This window comes from Streptomyces liliiviolaceus (assembly GCF_018070025.1).
In the GTDB taxonomy this organism is placed as follows: Bacteria; Actinomycetota; Actinomycetes; order Streptomycetales; family Streptomycetaceae; genus Streptomyces; species Streptomyces liliiviolaceus.
Genome location: NZ_JAGPYQ010000001.1, coordinates 233,721 through 250,998, shown reverse-complemented (window position 1 = coordinate 250,998; position 17,278 = coordinate 233,721). Strand labels below are relative to the sequence as shown.

General features: G+C 70.6%; 12 protein-coding genes. 9 read left to right on the top strand and 3 right to left on the bottom strand.

All coding sequences use genetic code 11. The features are described from left to right. The first annotated feature begins 44 nt into the window (after positions 1–44). Positions 45–1,073 carry an ATP-binding cassette domain-containing protein gene (locus tag J8N05_RS01055; RefSeq protein ID WP_210880614.1) on the top strand — a complete coding sequence of 343 codons (1,029 nt, stop codon included), beginning with the start codon at positions 45–47 and terminating at the stop codon, positions 1,071–1,073. Next, the gene (locus J8N05_RS01050; protein WP_210880613.1) at positions 1,070–1,927 is read left to right on the top strand and encodes an ABC transporter permease; all 858 of its coding nucleotides are present in this window, start codon (positions 1,070–1,072) and stop codon (positions 1,925–1,927) included. Before J8N05_RS01055 ends, J8N05_RS01050 begins: the two co-directional genes overlap by 4 nt. 120 nt (positions 1,928–2,047) lie before the next feature. Here J8N05_RS01050 and greA read toward each other — a convergent pair whose 3' ends face one another. Then, entirely contained in the window at positions 2,048–2,545 is a 498-nt protein-coding gene (gene greA, locus J8N05_RS01045) for a transcription elongation factor GreA (RefSeq protein WP_210880612.1), read from the bottom strand. 257 nt (positions 2,546–2,802) lie between these two features. Beyond that, a complete protein-coding gene (locus J8N05_RS01040) occupies positions 2,803–3,195 on the bottom strand; it encodes a DUF4307 domain-containing protein (protein ID WP_210880611.1) in 393 nt (130 codons plus the stop codon). Between the two features lie 147 nt (positions 3,196–3,342). Here J8N05_RS01040 and mca point away from each other — a divergent pair, with 147 nt between their 5' ends. Beyond that, entirely contained in the window at positions 3,343–4,203 is an 861-nt protein-coding gene (mca, locus tag J8N05_RS01035; RefSeq protein WP_210889937.1) for a mycothiol conjugate amidase Mca, read from the top strand. Position 4,204: 1 nt separating this feature from the next. Continuing rightward, positions 4,205–4,480 carry a hypothetical protein gene (locus J8N05_RS01030; RefSeq protein ID WP_247706097.1) on the top strand — a complete coding sequence of 92 codons (276 nt, stop codon included), beginning with the start codon at positions 4,205–4,207 and terminating at the stop codon, positions 4,478–4,480. A 127-nt stretch (positions 4,481–4,607) separates the two neighbouring features. On the opposite strand, the gene J8N05_RS01025 is transcribed toward J8N05_RS01030, so the two are convergent. Further along, positions 4,608–7,811: a tetratricopeptide repeat protein gene (locus J8N05_RS01025; RefSeq protein WP_210880609.1), complete on the bottom strand. Its 3,204-nt coding sequence runs from the start codon at positions 7,809–7,811 to the stop codon at positions 4,608–4,610. 336 nt (positions 7,812–8,147) lie between these two features. On the opposite strand from J8N05_RS01025, the gene J8N05_RS01020 reads away from it, so the two are divergent. From J8N05_RS01020 to J8N05_RS01000, 5 genes are all read left to right on the top strand, one after another. Then, entirely contained in the window at positions 8,148–10,178 is a 2,031-nt protein-coding gene (locus J8N05_RS01020) for a thioredoxin domain-containing protein (RefSeq protein WP_210880608.1), read from the top strand. A gap of 199 nt (positions 10,179–10,377) precedes the next feature. Further along, on the top strand, positions 10,378–11,775 hold the full coding sequence (locus J8N05_RS01015; RefSeq protein WP_247706096.1) for a glycosyltransferase: 1,398 nt from the start codon (positions 10,378–10,380) through the stop codon (positions 11,773–11,775). After that, positions 11,772–13,514, top strand: coding sequence for an ArnT family glycosyltransferase (locus J8N05_RS01010; RefSeq protein ID WP_210880607.1), 1,743 nt, complete (start codon positions 11,772–11,774; stop codon positions 13,512–13,514). The genes J8N05_RS01015 and J8N05_RS01010 overlap by 4 nt, the downstream gene beginning before the upstream one ends. Then, a complete protein-coding gene (locus J8N05_RS01005; RefSeq protein WP_210880606.1) occupies positions 13,511–14,767 on the top strand; it encodes a glycosyltransferase in 1,257 nt (418 codons plus the stop codon). Before J8N05_RS01010 ends, J8N05_RS01005 begins: the two co-directional genes overlap by 4 nt. Continuing rightward, positions 14,767–17,199 carry a galactose oxidase-like domain-containing protein gene (locus J8N05_RS01000; RefSeq protein WP_210880605.1) on the top strand — a complete coding sequence of 811 codons (2,433 nt, stop codon included), beginning with the start codon at positions 14,767–14,769 and terminating at the stop codon, positions 17,197–17,199. The genes J8N05_RS01005 and J8N05_RS01000 overlap by 1 nt, the downstream gene beginning before the upstream one ends. Positions 17,200–17,278: the final 79 nt, after the last annotated feature.

Below are 17,278 nucleotides of genomic sequence, written 5' to 3'. Positions count from 1 at the left end.
ACCCATCACTTTTCACTGGATCCCCAACCACTTGGGAGACTCACATGCCAGGCGCCATCTATGCCGAAGGCCTGGTGAAGACCTTCGGCGACGTAAGGGCTCTGGACGGCGTCGATCTCGATGTCCCGGAGGGCACGGTCCTCGGCCTGCTCGGGCCGAACGGCGCGGGCAAGACCACCGCCGTCCGCTGTCTCACCACCCTGCTCCGGCCCGACAGCGGCAAAGCGGTCGTCGCGGGCATCGACGTACTGAAGCACCCGAACGAGGTACGGCGCTCGATCGGCCTGTCCGGCCAGTTCGCCGCGGTCGACGAGTATCTGACGGGCCGTGAGAACCTCCACATGGTCGGCCAGCTCTACCAGATGAGGTCCAAGCAGGCGAAGGTCCGCGCGGTCGAGCTGCTGGAGCAGTTCAATCTCACCGAGGCCGCCGACCGGACGGCGAAGACCTACTCCGGCGGTATGCGCCGCCGGCTCGACCTCGCGGCGGCGCTCGTCGTCTCGCCGCCGGTCATGTTCATGGACGAACCGACGACCGGCCTCGACCCGCGCAACCGCCAGCAGCTGTGGGAGGTCATCAAACAACTGGTCTCCGGTGGTACGACGCTGCTGCTGACCACCCAGTACCTCGAAGAGGCCGACCACCTCGCGCACGACATCTGCGTCGTCGACCACGGCAAGGTCATCGCCCGCGGCACCTCCGACCAGCTCAAGGCCCGTACCGGCGGCGAGCGCGTGGAGGTCGTGGTGCACGACCGCGAGCACATCGCGACCGCCACCGAGGTCCTGCGGGGCTTCGGCAAGGGCGAGACCACCGTCGAGGACCACACCCGCCGGCTCACCGTGCCCGTCTCCGGCGGCGCGAAGCTCCTCGCGGAGGTCATCCGTGAGCTGGACGCCCGCGGCATCGAGATCGACGACATCGGTCTGCGCCGCCCCACGCTCGACGACGTGTTCCTGTCCCTGACCGGCCACCTCGCCGAGCAGAAGGACACGGAGAACGGCGAGAGCGCCGACACCGAGGGACCCAAGGGGTCCAGGGGATCCAAGCGCAAGAAGGAGGCCGCGAAGTGAGTGCCGTCACCGACGCCGTGCGGACCGTGGCCCCGGGAGGCTCCCTCGGGCAGTCCGTCCGGGACTCCCTGGTCGTCGCCAAGCGCAACCTGATCCGCATGACCAGGATCCCCGAGATGATCCTGTTCGGGATCATCCAGCCGGTGATGTTCGTGGTCATGTTCACGTACGTCTTCGGCGGCTCGATGCAGATCGGGAGCACCACCGACCCGGACGTCTACAAGAACTTCCTGATGGCAGGCATCTTCGCGCAGACCGTCACGTTCGCCACCGCGGGATCGGCCGCCGGTATCGCGGACGACATGCAGAAGGGGCTCGTCGACCGCTTCCGCTCCCTGCCGATGGCCCGCGGCGCGGTGCTGACCGGCCGGACCGTCGCCGACCTCGTGCAGACGTCCATCACCCTGCTCGTCCTCGCGGTCGTCGCGCTGCTCGTCGGCTGGCGCACCGGTTCCGCGGAGCCGACCAACGCGGCCAGGGTCGCGGCCGCCTTCGCCCTGCTGCTCCTCCTGGGATACGCCTTCACCTGGATCGGCGCACTGATCGGCCTGTCCGTCCGTACGCCCGAGGCGGCGACCTCGGGCGGGATCATCTGGCTGTTCCCGGTGACGTTCATCTCGAACGCCTTCGTGGACTCCAGCCAGATGACCCCCTGGCTGCGGCACATCGCCGAGTGGAACCCGTTCAGTGCCACGGTGCAGGCCTGCCGTGTGCTGTTCGGCAACCCGGGCGTGGTGGAGTCCGGCGCCTGGCCCATGCAGCATCCGGTCTGGGCCTCGGTGATCTGGTCCGTACTGATCATCGTCGTCTTCCGCACCCTGTCGGTACGCAAGTACCGCAAGGCGGACGGCTGACCGGCCCCGGTCGGGCAGGCGCGGGGGAGCCCCGGTGCCCGGGCCCCCCGGTGCCCGGGCACGGAGAAGCCCCCGGCGCGCAGGCACCGGGGGCTCGCCAGGGCGACGCCGTGGATGGGGTTATGCCGCGTACGGCTTGGCTTCGAGGACCTTCACCGAGGCGAGCTTGCCGTTGGGCAGCTCGTACTGGGCGTCCTCGCCGATCTTCTTGCCGTTCACACCGGAGCCCAGCGGGGACTGCGGCGAGTACGTCTCGATCTCGGAGCTCGCGTATTCGCGCGAGGCGAGCAGGAAGGTGAGCGTGTCGTCCTCGTCGCCGTCGAAGGCGATGGTGACGACCATGCCGGGCGCGACCGCACCACCGGCCGACGGAGCCTCGCCCACCTTGGCGTTCTCCAGGAGCTGGGTCAGCTGGCGCACCCGGAGCTCCTGCTTGCCCTGCTCCTCCTTGGCCGCGTGGTACCCGCCGTTCTCACGCAGATCGCCCTCCTCGCGCGCGGCCGCGATCTTGGCCGTGATCTCCGCGCGCGCAGGACCAGACAGGTGCTCCAGCTCGGCCTTGAGCTGGTTGTACGCCTCCTGGGTCAGCCAGGTGACGTTCTCGCTGGTCTGGGTCACAGGTGCTCCTCGTAGGTACTGGGAATACAAAGCATCGCCCTACCCAGAAGAATGTTCCTTCTCGGGTGGGCGAAACCACGAGCCTAACAATTCACGGGCCGAAGGGGGAGGACATAAGCCATCAGAATTACGTCCACGCAGGTCAGTGCGGAGGTGCCGGGAGTGACATCCGTCAGTGTCGCGTGTGGTCCGGTGTGGCCACGGAGCCGTACGGCGCGCACGGTGCGGCAGTGCCCGCGGTGAACGCGTCCCGCGGCTCAGTCCGCGTGGCAGCCGAGGAGTTCCGCGGTGGTTCCGGGGGCCGTCGTGCGCAGCGTGAGGACCTTGTCGACGCGGGTCGCGTCCTGGTCGAACCGGAAGTCCGCGCGGCCGACCTCGGCGCCGTCCTCGGCCTGGGAGCGGATCGTGCAGTAGCCCGTCACACCCGAGTCCTTGCGGACCTCAAGATGCACCTTCACGGCGGATTCCGAGGCGTCGAAACTGATGACCTCGGCGCTGATCTTGTTGCCGGCCACGTAGTGGAAGGCGAAATAGCCGATCAGTGCGAGCAGTGCCACTCCGAGCACGGAACCGATGACCTTGAGTTTGCGGTCGGCGCGCTCGTCCGCGGAGCGGCCGTAACGGCCCTCGGGCAGCTGCACCGTACTCATGATCGTCCTTTCCGGGGCGGGTCCGCCGGTCCGGGGCCCGGAATTTTTCGCCCGCCGGTTCGGTCACTATAGGAGGGCCGATCGCGCCGTTTCACACTGGGGCGCCGACTTACTGAGGATTGAGTCTTGACTGACCAGCTGCGACTGATGGCCGTGCACGCCCACCCCGACGACGAGTCGTCGAAGGGCGCGGCCACCATGGCGAAGTACGTGTCCGAGGGGGTGGACGTGCTGGTCGTGACCTGCACGGGCGGGGAGCGCGGCTCCATTCTCAACCCCAAGCTGCAGGGCGACAAGTACGTCGAGGAGCACATCCACGAGGTGCGCAAGAAGGAGATGGACGAGGCCCGCGAGATCCTCGGCGTCAAGCAGGAATGGCTGGGCTTCGTGGACTCGGGTCTGCCCGAGGGCGACCCGCTGCCGCCGCTGCCCGAGGGGTGCTTCGCCCTGGAGGACGTCGACAAGGCCGCCGGCGAGCTGGTCCGCAAGATCCGCTCGTTCCGTCCGCAGGTGATCACCACCTACGACGAGAACGGCGGCTACCCGCACCCCGACCACATCATGACCCACAAGATCTCGATGGTGGCGTTCGAGGGCGCGGCCGACACCGAGAAGTACCCGGAGTCCGAGTTCGGCCCGGCGTTCCAGTCGCAGAAGCTCTACTACAACCAGGGCTTCAACCGCCCGCGCACCGAAGCGCTGCACCACGCCATGCTGGACCGCGGCCTGGAGTCGCCGTACGCGGACTGGCTCAAGCGGTGGGACGAGTTCGAGCGCGCCGAGCGCACGCTGACGACGCACGTGCCGTGCGCGGACTTCTACGAGATCCGCGACAAGGCCCTCATCGCGCACGCCACGCAGATCGACCCCGAGGGCGGCTGGTTCCGCGTCCCGATGGAGCTCCAGAAGGAGGTCTGGCCGACAGAGGAGTACGAGCTGGCGAAGTCCCTCGTCGACACATCCCTCCCCGAGGACGACCTCTTCGCGGGCATCCGCGACAATGCCTGATATGAGCGCAAGCCTGGCACTGACGCACCTCGTCCCCCTCGCCAAGGAGGTCGACGAGAACAAGGTCACCCCCGGTGTCCTCGGCTTCATCGTCTTCGCGGTGATGGCCCTGGCGGTATGGGGCCTGATGAAGAGCATGAACCGGCAGCTGACGAGGGTCGACTTCAAGGAGGACGCCGACCCGAAGGCGGAACCCTCCGGGAAGGCGACGTCCGGCTCCACCGGCTCCGGCAGCGGTTCGGGTTCCGGGGGGACGGCTTCGCCCGCGAAGGGCTGAGCCCCGGACGCGACCGCGACCGCCATCACGACCGCGACCGTGACCGCGTCGGCGTCCTGATCCGGTGATGCCCGGGAGGCATCGCCGGATCAGCCACATCCGTGGGTCGCCGCGGTGCACGGCGCTGTCACGCCCGCTCCGCCGACACCACCACCCCCATGACCTCCCGCGCGTGCCGGTTCGGGACCATGCCCAGGCGCCAGGCCTGCCAGCCGGACTCCAGGTCGGCTCCCCGTTCCAGGAGGAGCTGGTACGCCTCGATGTAGTCGTCCAGTTTTCCGTCGCGGGACGGGTGGCCGGTGCGGGAGAGCTGGGACAGCTCCTCCTGGGCGACGGCCGTGCCCACCTCGACTCCGCCGGGTGAGGCGTACGGCAGGAGCGTGCAGCGCAGGAAGCGGGCCCAGTCCTCGCCGCGGCGGTCGCCGTAGGAGGCGAAGAGCGCGGTCGCCTCGTCGCACAGGGCCAGCGCCGACTGCGTACGGGCGTTGCCCGCGTCGACCACCGCCAGTTCCAGGCACGTCCACGCCTCCCCGTGGGCGACGCCGATCCGCTGGAAGTCGGCGCGCGCGTCCACCAGGAGCTGGCGGGCGAAGCCGGAGTTGCGCAGCGAGCCGGTCTGCGCGGCGCGCTGGTCGCGGGTCACCCGTGCCGAGTGGTGGCGGGCGCAGGCCAGACCGTAGACGTCGCGGATGCGCGAGAACATCGTGCGGGACCGTTCCAGCTCGCGCACGGCCTGGTCGAGGTTGCCCGTCTCCTCCAGCGACTGGCCGAGGTAGTACACCGTCCAGGCCTCGCCCCGGGCGTCCTCGTTCTCGCGGTGGCGGGAGGCCGCCTGGCGCAGACCGTCCACGGCGGGGGACGGGTCGCCGTCGACCAGCCGGGCCCGGGCCAGCTGGGTCAGCGCCCAGGCCTCGCCGCGGGCGTCGCGCGTACGGCCGTACAGGTCGAGGGCGTCGCGCAGTTCGGACTCGGCGCGCGGTACGTCGCCCATGCGCAGGCCCAGTTGGCCGAGCTGGTAGTGCGCCCAGGCCTCGCCGTGCACGGACTCGCCCTCGCGGTGCAGGTCCAGGGCCCGCGTGAGCAGGTCGAGCGCCTCGCGCAGCCTCGCCCGGTCGCGCTCCACGGCCGCCAGCGCGTGCATCGTCCAGGCGCGGTCCGCCGCGAGGGCGGGGGAGGCCTGCAGGTCCAGGGCCTCCTGGAGCTTCAGCGCGGCCTCGGTGAGATTGCCCTGGTGGTGGAGGGTGATCCCGAGCGAACACAACGCCCGTGCCGCGCCCGCGTCGTGATGGGCCTCGAAGTAGAGGTCGACCACCGACGTCAGGGTCGTACGGGCCTTGTCGAGCTCGCCGAGCTGACGGGCCGCGATGCCCGTGCGCCACTGGACCGAGCGCACCAGCAGTCCCTGGTCGACGGCCTGCGTCAACTCGCTGATCTCGCCCAGCCGGTAGAGGTCGCCGCGCAGCAGGCAGTAGTCGCACAGCGCGCCCAGAAGGTTGAGCACCGCCGCCTGGTTCACGCCCTCCGCGTGCCGCAGCGCCGCCGTGATGAAGCTCGACTCGTCGTCCAGCCAGCGCAGGGCGGCGTCCAGCGAGGTGAACCCGTGCGGCCCGAACTGGTCGGCGCGCGTGGACGTCTTGCCGTCGACCAGGCGGATCACCGAGTCGGCCAGCTCGCCGTAGTTCACGATGAGACGTTCCTGCGCGGCCGTGCGCTCGGCCGGTTCCTCCTCGTCGAGGAGGCGGGCCTGCGCGAAGGCCCGTACGAGATCGTGCAGGCGGTAACGGCTGCCGCGGACGTGGTCGATCAGACCCGCGCGGGACAGGGCCTCCAGATGGCGGGTCGCCTCCGCCTCGTCCGTCGCGAGCAGGGCTGCCGCGGCGGCGGCCCCCAGCGAGGCGCGGCCCGCCAGGGCGAGCCGCCGCAGCAGCCGCCGCGCCGGGTCCGGCTGGTCCGTGTAGCGCAGCCACAGCACGCGTTCGACCGGCTCGACCGGGCCGTACGCCGCCAGGTCGGTGGCGAGCCGGCGGGGTGTGCGCGGGCCGAGGGACGAGCCGGCGATGTGCAGCGCCAGGGGCAGCCCGCCGCACAACTCCCTGATCTCGTCGGCGGCTTCGGCGTCGTACGGGGCCGAGGCGTCCTGGGCGGACGCCTTCAGAAGTTCCTCGGCGCCCGGCGCGGCCAGTGGTTCCACCGCGAGCTGGTGCACCCAGGCCGGCAGGTCGGCGGGCAGGTCCAGGGGCTTGCGGGCGGTGACGACGACCAGGCTGTCGGAGCGCTCCGGCACGAGCGTGCGCACCTGCTCCAGATCGCTGGCGTCGTTCAGCACGATCGTCACCGGCAGGCCGGTCAGATGCTGGTGGTACAGCTCGGCGAGCCGTCTGACCTGCTGGTCCTGCGAGGAACGCTCACGGAACAGGAGCTGTTCACGGGGCGCGCCCAGCCGGTTCAGCAGGTGCAGCAGCGCGTCGCGGGTGCTCAGCGGCGACTCCTCCGCGCTGTCGCCCCGCAGGTCCACCACGCACGCGCCGCGGAACTGGTCCTTCAGCTCGTGCGCCGCGCGGACCGCGAGGGTGCTGCGGCCGGAACCCGGCGCGCCGTGCAGGACGACCACCGTCGGCCGGGTCTCGGTGCTCGCGCGGGCCGCGTGCACCCACTGCGCGATCCGCAGCAGCTCCTGGCGGCGGCCCGCGAACGGCCCGACCGGCTCGGGGAGTTGCCCGAACGACTGCTCCAGGACGTTGCGCCGCCGTGCCGCCGCGCTCTTGTCCGTACGCCGTAGCTGGGGCGCGCCCTTCTTCGCCCCGGTGGCGGCGTTGAACACGCGCTGCTGGTCGAAGAAGGGCCGGATTCCGCGGACCTCCAGGGCGGTCAGCCAGGTCAGCCGCAGCTGTTCGGGGCCGCCGGGCTGGCCGAGGGCGCCCGCCCGGCGGCTCGCGGCCGGCAGATGGGAGGCCGTCACCTTCGCCACCGTGGTCGCGGCGCCCACGACGCCGACGACCGCGCCCGCGCCGACCGCTGTGCCCGTGCCGGCGCCCAGCGCCAGGTCCGCGACCACGGCCGTGAGCGCCGCGACGGCCGCCACCAGCAGGGGAGTTCCGGCGCCCTCGCGCGCGTAGCGCTGTCCGAAGGTCAGCCGGCCCGCCTCGGCCTCGTCCGTCGCCTTCGTGTAGGCCTCGTACTCCTCGGTGGCCGACTGAGCCATCGTGTCCAGCGAGCCGCGCGCCCGTGACAGCAGTACGCTCCCGTCGACCCGCCCGCCGGAGCGCCGGACCTCCTCCTCCACGGCCCGCACCAACAGCCGTTCGGCCTCCGCCCGATGGCTGTCCCGCATTTCGCGTCCCCCTCCGCCGACAACGGCTTTCCTGGTCAAGTGTCCTGCGGATGAGCGGGGAAGGCGAGGGACCCACTGACGTGTTCCCTGGCATGCGCACGCCCATCCGGGCAGGCCGAACCCAGTACCTACCCCCGGAGCAACCGGATGATCCGCGGGTTGCGGTGTGGCTGCGGCGCGGTGGGGGCTGGTCGCGCAGTTCCCCGCGCCCCTGCGGGGCGCCTGTGGCGTCCGGCGTGCTCGCGTCGCGCCCGCCGCCCCCCCGGCACCACCGCGCCCGCCGCGCGCCCCCTCCGATCCCCGCCGCCCCCCACCCCCTGCGGCAGGATGGACCCCATGGCGAACCGACTGGCCCACGAGACGTCCCCCTATCTTCTGCAGCATGCCGACAATCCCGTCGACTGGTGGCCCTGGTCGGGCGAGGCCTTCGAGGAGGCGCGTCGGACGGGGAAACCGGTACTGCTGAGCGTCGGTTACAGCAGTTGCCACTGGTGTCATGTCATGGCGCACGAGTCGTTCGAGGACGAGCGGACCGCCGACTACCTCAACACGCACTTCGTGAACGTCAAGGTCGACCGCGAGGAGCGCCCCGACGTCGACGCCGTGTACATGGAGGCCGTGCAGGCCGCGACCGGCCAGGGCGGCTGGCCCATGACCGTCTTCCTGACGCCCGACGCCGAGCCGTTCTACTTCGGCACCTACTTCCCGCCCGAGCCCCGCCACGGCAGCCCCTCCTTCCGGCAGGTCCTCGAAGGGGTGCGCGGCGCGTGGACCGAACGGCGGGACGAGGTCGACGAGGTCGCCCGGAAGATCGTGCGCGATCTCGCCGGCCGCGAGATCGGCTTCGGCGACGCGCAACTGCCCGGCGAGGGCGAGCTCGCGCAGGCGCTGCTCGGGCTCACCCGCGAGTACGACGCCACCCACGGCGGTTTCGGCGGGGCGCCCAAGTTCCCGCCGTCCATGGCGGTCGAGTTCCTGCTGCGCCACCACGCCCGCACCGGGTCCGAGGGCGCGCTCCAGATGGCCGCCGACACCTGCGAGCACATGGCCCGCGGCGGCATCTACGACCAGCTCGGCGGCGGCTTCGCCCGCTACTCCGTCGACCGGGCGTGGGTCGTGCCCCATTTCGAGAAGATGCTGTACGACAACGCGCTGCTGTGCCGCGTGTACGCGCATCTGTGGCGGACCACCGGGTCGGACCTGGCCCGCCGGGTCGCCCTGGAGACCGCCGACTTCATGGTCCGCGAACTGCGCACGAACGAGGGCGGGTTCGCGTCCGCGCTCGACGCCGACAGCGACGACGGCACGGGGAAGCACGTCGAGGGCGCGTACTACGCGTGGACGCCGCAGCAGTTGCGTGACGTGCTGGGCGACGAGGACGCGCGCCTGGCCGCCGTCCACTTCGGCGTGACGGAGGAGGGCACCTTCGAGGAGGGCGCCTCCGTCCTGCAACTGCCGCAGAGCGAGGGCGTGTTCGACGCCGCACGGATCGAGTCCGTCAAGGCCCGCCTGAAGGAGGCGCGCGACGGCCGTCCCGCCCCCGGCCGCGACGACAAGGTCGTCGCCGCGTGGAACGGGCTCGCGATCGCCGCGCTGGCCGAGACCGGCGCGTACTTCGAGAGGCCCGACCTCGTCGACGCGGCGCTCGCGGCGGCCGACCTGCTCGTACGGCTCCATCTGGACGAGCACGCGCGGCTCGCCCGTACCAGCAAGGACGGGCGCGTCGGCGCGCACGCGGGGGTGCTGGAGGACTACGCGGACGTCGCGGAGGGGTTCCTCGCGCTGGCCTCGGTCACCGGCGAGGGCGTCTGGCTCGAATTCGCCGGTTTCCTGCTCGACCACGTCCTCGTGCAGTTCACCGACGACAAGTCAGGAGCCCTGTACGACACGGCGGCCGACGCCGAGAAGCTCATCCGGCGCCCGCAGGACCCGACCGACAACGCCACGCCCTCCGGCTGGAGCGCGGCGGCCGGCGCCCTGCTGAGCTACGCGGCCCAGACCGGCTCGGAGCCCCACCGGACCGCCGCCGAGCGGGCGTTGGGCGTGGTCAAGGCGCTCGGGCCGCGCGCCCCGCGGTTCATCGGCTGGGGACTGGCCACCGCCGAGGCCCAGTTGGACGGGCCGCGCGAGGTCGCCGTCGTCGGACCGGGTGACGATCCGGCCACCCGGGAACTGCACCGCGCCGCCCTGCTCGCCACCGCACCCGGCGCGGTCGTCGCCGTGGGCACTGCGGACAGTGACGAACTGCCCCTCCTCGCACACCGGTCACTTGTCGACAATGAACCGACGGCGTATGTCTGCCGTAACTTCACCTGTGACGCCCCGACGACCGACGTCGACCGCCTCCGGGCGGCACTGGGGCGCTGAGCAGGGGAGACACCCGCCACGCCGAGGGTTGATGTGCGCAGGTGTTCGGATACGTCCTACTAGTCCACCGAGCATTCCGAAACACGCTATTTATCAGAACACCTCCCGGACTTCACAGAATCCCCATAGTCTCTGTCCCGGACACGACAGGAGTAACGCGCTGTCGTGACAGGGGGTTCTGGGGATCTGGGGGGATCTTTTGCTGGCGTCCGTCTTCATCGCTGTCGTTTCGCTCGCCCTTTTCTGGATGGCTGCTTTCACCCTGTGGTGGCAGATGCACGCGTGGCGCACGCCCGAGGTGCTCGCCTCCACCCGGTTCAGCAGTCCGGACGGGGGCGAGCACGTGTCCTTCTCGCTGCTGCTGCCCGCGCGACACGAACAGGCCGTCCTCGACCACACGATCCAGCGCCTGCTGGAATCCAGCCACACCGACTTCGAGATCATCGTGATCGTCGGCCACGACGACCCGGACACCACCGAGGTGGCCCGGCGCGCCGAGGCCCGTGACCCGCGGGTGCGCGTGGTCGTCGACACCCACGAGAAGAAGAACAAGCCGAAGGCCATGAACACGGCGCTGCCGCACTGCCGCGGCGACGTCGTCGGAGTCTTCGACGCCGAGGACCAGGTCCACCCGGAGCTGCTCGCGCACGTCGACCACGCCTTCCGCACCACCGGCGCGGACGTCGTCCAGGGCGGCGTCCAGCTCATCAACTTCCACTCCAGCTGGTACAGCCTGCGCAACTGCCTGGAGTACTTCTTCTGGTTCCGCTCGCGGCTCCACCTCCATGCGCAGAAAGGTTTCATCCCGCTGGGCGGCAACACCGTCTTCGTCCGCACGGACGTCCTGTGGGAGGCCGACGGCTGGGACCCCGACTGCCTCGCCGAGGACTGCGACCTGGGAGTACGGCTCTCCAGCGTCGGCAAGAAGGTCGTCGTCGCGTACGACTCCGACATGGTGACCAAGGAGGAGACACCCGGCAGCCTGATGTCGCTCCTCAAGCAGCGCACCCGGTGGAACCAGGGATTCCTCCAGGTCTACCGCAAGAAGGACTGGAAACAGCTGCCCGGCTTCGGCCAGCGCCTGCTCGCCCGCTACACCCTGATGACCCCGTACCTCCAGGCGATCTCCGGCGTGATCATCCCGCTCAACGTGGCCGTCGCGCTCTTCCTCGACGTCCCCGTCGGCATCGCCTTCATCACCTTCCTGCCGGCCGTCACCGCGTTCGTCACCTTCGTCTTCGAACTCGTCGGACTGCACGACTTCGGCAAGCAGTACGGGCTGCGCGTCCGCTTCGTCCACTACCTCAAGCTCGTCGTCGGCGGCCCCTTCTACCAGGTGCTCCTCGCCGGAGCGGCCGTCCGGGCCGTCTGGCGCGAGCAGCGGGGCCGCAACGACTGGGAGCTGACCAGCCACGTCGGAGCGCACCTCACCGACACCGGCCATGAGCGCGGCCACGACTTCGGCGACGACCTCGGCAAGGGCGCCGACATCGCCACCGCCATCGAGGTCACCGCCACCGCACCCGGCGCCGACACCGCTGCCGCCACCGAAGCCGCGGCCGTGACCCGCGGGTCCCGAGAGGACGTCCCTGCGTGACCTCCACCCTCCCCGCGGCGACCGCTACCGAGGTCCCCGCGCAGCGCACACCTGTCCCCAAAACCGGTTCGACACCTCGAACGGCCCCGCCCCGGCTGCGCCGTTCGAAGGCCGACCTGATCCTGTGCGGCGTCCTCCTCGTGGCCGTCATGGCCGTGCAGGGCTGGAACATCGCCGACTACCCGACCCTCAGCGACGACGAGGGCACCTACCTCGCCCAGGCCTGGTCCGTGCAGCAGGGCGACGGCCTCGCCCACTACACGTACTGGTACGACCACCCGCCCCTGGGCTGGATACAGATAGCCGTACTGACCTGGATCCCGGCCCTGCTCAGCCCCGAGTCGATGACGGTCGGCTCGATGCGGATCGTGATGCTCCTGGTCAGCGCGGTGAGCGCGGTCCTCGTCTACGTACTGGCCCGCCGTCTGTCCCTGCCCCGCTGGGCCGCCGCGCTCGCGCTGCTGCTGTTCGGGCTCTCGCCGCTGTCCGTCGTCCTCCAGCGCGAGATCTTCCTCGACAACATCGCGGTGATGTGGACGCTGCTCGCGTTCTGCCTCGCCGCCTCCCCGAGCCGCCATCTCTGGCACCACTTCGGCGCGGGACTCGCCGCGGCGGCGGCGGTCCTCACCAAAGAGACCATGATCTTCGTCCTGCCCGCCGTGCTCGTCACCATGTGGCGCCACAGCCACCGCGACACCCGCAAGTTCGCCCTCACCGGCGCCGTCACGGCCTGCGTCCTGATCGGCATGTCGTACCCGCTCTTCGCCCTCCTCAAGGGCGAGCTGTTCCCCGGCGCCGGACACGTCTCGCTCTGGGACGGCCTCGAATACCAGCTGACCAGGCCCGGTTCGGGCTTCATCCTCGACACGGGCTCCGGCTCGTACGAGGTCCTGCGGTCCTGGCTCTACTACGACCGCATCCTGCCGCTGGGCGGCCTGGCCGGAGCACTGCTCCTCCTGGTCACCTGGCGCTGGTCGGTCACCGCGCGGGCGCTCGCCGGACCCGCCCTGACCGTCGCCGTCCTCGCCCTGGTCGCCCTGCGCCCGAACGGCTACCTGCCCGCGATGTACGTCATCCAGGCCCTGCCGTTCCTCGCACTGGTCCTCGCCGGAGGCGCGGCGAGCGTCGCCCACGGCGTGCTGCGCAGACGGCGTACCGCCGACGAGAGCCCGTACGTCACCCGCGGCCGGTACGCGCTAGCGGCGCTGCTCGTCGCGGTCTCGGCCGTGTACGTCGTGCCGCGCTGGTACGACGGCGCCCGCACCGCCGCCACCACCGACGCCAACGCCCCCTACCGGGCCGCCTCGAAGTGGCTGGCCACCGAGGTCGACGACCCCCGGGACACCCGCGTCCTGGTCGACGACGCGCTCTGGCTCGACCTCGTGCACGCCGGCTACCAGCCCGGCCTCGGCGTCATCTGGTTCTACAAGGCCGACCTCGACCCCGCGGTGACGAAGACGATGCCGCGCGGCTGGCGCGACCTCGACTACGTCGTCGCCTCCCCGACCGTACGGCGCGACGCCGTCGACCTGCCCAACGTCAAGCAGGCGATGAAGCACTCGACACCCGTCGCCACCTTCGGCGAGGGCCCGGACCGCATCGAGATCCGAAGGATCGAGAACGGCGGCGAGGAGAGCCGGGCGAGCAGGGAGAGTACGGCGGGCTCCACGGACGCGGCCGGCTCCGCGGACGCGGCCGGCTCCACGGGCGCGACGGTCACGGAAGGCGGCGACCGATGACGTACGAGTCCATCGACGGGTCCATCGTCCCGGGGGAGCTGCCGGGGGAGTTGAGCGACCCGGCACTGCGCTCGGCCTCCCCGCTCCCCGAGCCGGGCGCGGTCACCGTCGTCGTGCCGACCTTCAACGAGTCCGCCAACATCCGCGAGCTGCTGCGGCAGATCACCGCCTCCGTGCCCGCGCGGCTGCCCTGCGAGGTCGTCTTCGTGGACGACTCCACCGACGACACCCCCGAGGTGATCCGCGAGGCCGCCCGCGACTGCCCGTACCCGGTGACAGTGCTGCATCGCGAACAGCCCGTCGGCGGGCTCGGCGGGGCCGTCGTCGAGGGCATCCGGGCGGCGACCTCCGACTGGATCGTCGTCATGGACGGCGACCTGCAGCATCCACCCTCCCTCGTACCCGAGTTGGTGGCCGCGGGCGAACGCGCCCCCGCCGGACTCGTCGTCGCCTCCCGCTACATCAAGGGCGGCAGCCGCGAGGGACTCGCGGGCGGCTACCGCGTCGCCGTCTCACGCGGCGCCACCTGGCTGACGAAGACACTGTTCCCGCACCGGCTGCGCGGCATCAGCGACCCGATGAGCGGCTTCTTCGCGATCCGCCGCAGCGCGGTCACCGCGGACGTGCTGAAGCCCCTCGGCTACAAGATCCTGCTCGAAATGGCGGTACGGGCCCGGCCCCGCCAGGTCACCGAGGTGCCGTTCGTCTTCCAGGACCGGTTCGCGGGGGAGTCCAAGTCGACCGCGCGGGAGGGCATCCGCTTCCTGCGGCACCTCGCCGGACTGCGCACGGCCTCGCCGGTGGCCCGGATGGTGGTCTTCGGGCTGATCGGCGCGACGGGCTTCCTGCCCAACCTCCTCGGCCTGTGGGCGCTGACGGCCGCCGGGATGCACTACCTGCCCGCCGAGATCGTCGCCAACCAGTTCGGCGTCGCCTGGAACTTCCTGCTCATCGAGCATCTCTGCTTCCGGGACCGGCGGCGGCACCGGCACTGGTGGGACAGGGCGGGCCGGTTCGCGCTCCTCGCCAACGCCGACCTCGTACTGCGCATCCCGCTGATCGCGCTGCTCGTGGGCCGGTTCGGCCTGGGCGCGCTCACCGCCACGGCACTCGCCCTGGTGACGACCTTCGTCCTGCGGTTCGCCGGCACGGAGGCCCTGGTCTATCTGCCACGCAAGGGAGGGCGCACAGGAGGAGCGGCGGACGGGAAGAGCCGCCGCGCAAGGAGCCGCACAGCAAGGAGACCCAGCTGATGTTCGGACGACCCGTACGGCACAGACGCCGTACCACCACCCTGCTCGCCGTCGGAGCCCTCACCTCGGGGCTGCTCCTCTCCGTCCCGCAGCCGGCCTCCGCCGCCAACCTCGTGAAGAACCCGGGCTTCGAGACCGCGGGCACGGGCGGCGACGGCATGCCGTACTGCTGGGAGAAGTCCGGCTGGGGCGACAACGACTTCACCTTCTCCACCGTCGGCGGCGCCCACACCGGCTCCAAGGCCATGAAGGTCGAGCTGACCCGCCGTACCGAGGGCGACCGCAAGGCGCTGATCACCGAGTCCGCCGAATGCGCGCCGGTGGTGAGCGTCGGGAAGCAGTACGACCTCGGGCTCTGGTACAGGTCGACCACCCCGGACACCTCCCTCACGCTCTTCCGGCACGACACGACCGCCGGCTGGCAGTACTGGACCGACCTCAAGACGCTCCCGATCAGCGCCAACTGGTCCGAGGCGACGGTCCGCACCCCCGAGGTCCCCACGGGCACCGACCGCATCAGCTGGGGTGTCTCCGTCTACGGCACCGGCTCCGTGACCACCGACGACTACACGATGGACCAGGTCGCCGACCCGATCCCCGACCCGGTGTGCACCGGCACGGCCGAGCAGTGCGCCAACGGCCGCTGGGACGTGCTGCCCACGCAGAACCCGGTCCGCTCCATGCACTCCGTCGTCCTCAACAACGGCAAGGTGCTGCTCATCGCGGGCTCCGGCAACAGCGAGGAGATGTTCGAGGCGGGCACGTTCACCAGCGCGGTCTACAACCCGGTGAACGGCACGTACAAGCAGATCCCCACGCCCAAGGACATGTTCTGCGCGGGCCATGTGCAGCTCGACGACGGCCGTGTCCTCGTCATGAGCGGCAACAAGGGCTATCCGTCCGCCGACGGCACGATCGGCTACCAGGGCTACAAGGACTCGTACCTCTTCGACCCCGTCACCGAGACGTACAACAAGACCAACGACATGAACGACGGGCACTGGTATCCGTCGGCGACGATCCTCGGCAACGGCGACGTGCTCTCCTTCGGCGGGCTGAAGGAGGACTCGACCGGCTCCGTCACGGCCGAGCGCTGGTCGGACGCCGAGAACAAGTGGCTGCCGCTGTGGCAGGTCAACCAGACCTGGTCGTACTGGGGTCTGTACCCGACGATGGTCCTGATGCAGGACGGCCGCCTCTTCTACACGGGCAGCCACACCTTCGGCAACAACATCCCCGGCACGGGCTCGGCGATCTACGACTACGACGCCAACACCACCACCCAGGTGCCCGGCCTGCAACGCAAGGACGAACGCGACCAGTCGGCCAGTGTGCTGCTGCCCCCGGCCCAGGACCAGAAGGTCCTCACCATCGGCGGCGGCAACATCGACTCGAACCCCGACGCGAACCGGCTGACCGACGTCATCGACCTCAAGTCCGCCGACCCGGCGTACGTCGCCGGACCGCCGCTCCCGCAGGGCACCGTCGACCTCGGCAACGGCAAGGTCCCGCAGACCGGCGCCCAGGGCAAGATGTACGTCTCCGCCGTGCTGCTGCCCGACGGGAAGGTCCTGGAGACCGGCGGCGCCCTGCACAATCGCGCCGACCCGGTGTACGAGTCGTCGCTGTACGACCCGGCGACGAACACCTTCGACCCGGTGGCCGCCGACCCCGAGGCCCGCGGCTACCACTCGTCGGCGTTCCTGCTCCCCGACGGCCGCGTGATGGCCACCGGCGACAACCCCGGCAACGGCAGCTGGAACCACAACGTGTCCGTCTACACCCCGCCCTACCTGCTCAAGGGCCCGCGTCCGGCGATCACCTCGGTCATCGACAACGAATGGACGTACGGCGACACGCAACGCATCACGGTCGACCGGCCCATCGCCCGGGCCGAACTGATCCGCCCGGCCGCGGTGACCCACTCCTCCGACCCGAACCAGCGTTTCGTGGACCTGCCGCTCTCCGTCGACGGCAACAACGTCGACCTGAACGTCACGAGCAACCCGAACATCGCCCCGCCCGGCTGGTACATGCTCTTCGCGGTCGACGCGAACGGGGTGCCGTCGGTGGCGAAGTGGGTCCACCTCCAGGGCCCGTCCGCCCTGGCCGCCGCCTCGGGGGAGGCCGCCTCGGGCCACGTCCACTCCTTCGCGGACTCGCTGGAGGGGAAGGTCGTGAAGCCCGGCAAGAAGCGTGCCGCCGCGAAGGTCAGCCCGACCATCGCGGGCTGCGACCGCCACTACGGCTCGGCCAACGTCTGCGTCCCGACGGTCTTCCCGGACGCGGTCAAGAAGACGACGGCGGCCCGCTGCGCCTGGCTGAAGTCCAACGACTACGGCCCCTTGAAGATCAACGGCAAGGACGATCCCCTGCGCCTGGACCGTAACGGGGACGGCGTGGCGTGCGGAAAGGGAGACGTCAGACGCTGATGTGCGAGTGAGAGTGCGGGTGCGTCGTGGCTGGGCGCGCAGTTCCCCGCGCCCCTAAAAGACGCCGGACGGGCTGATC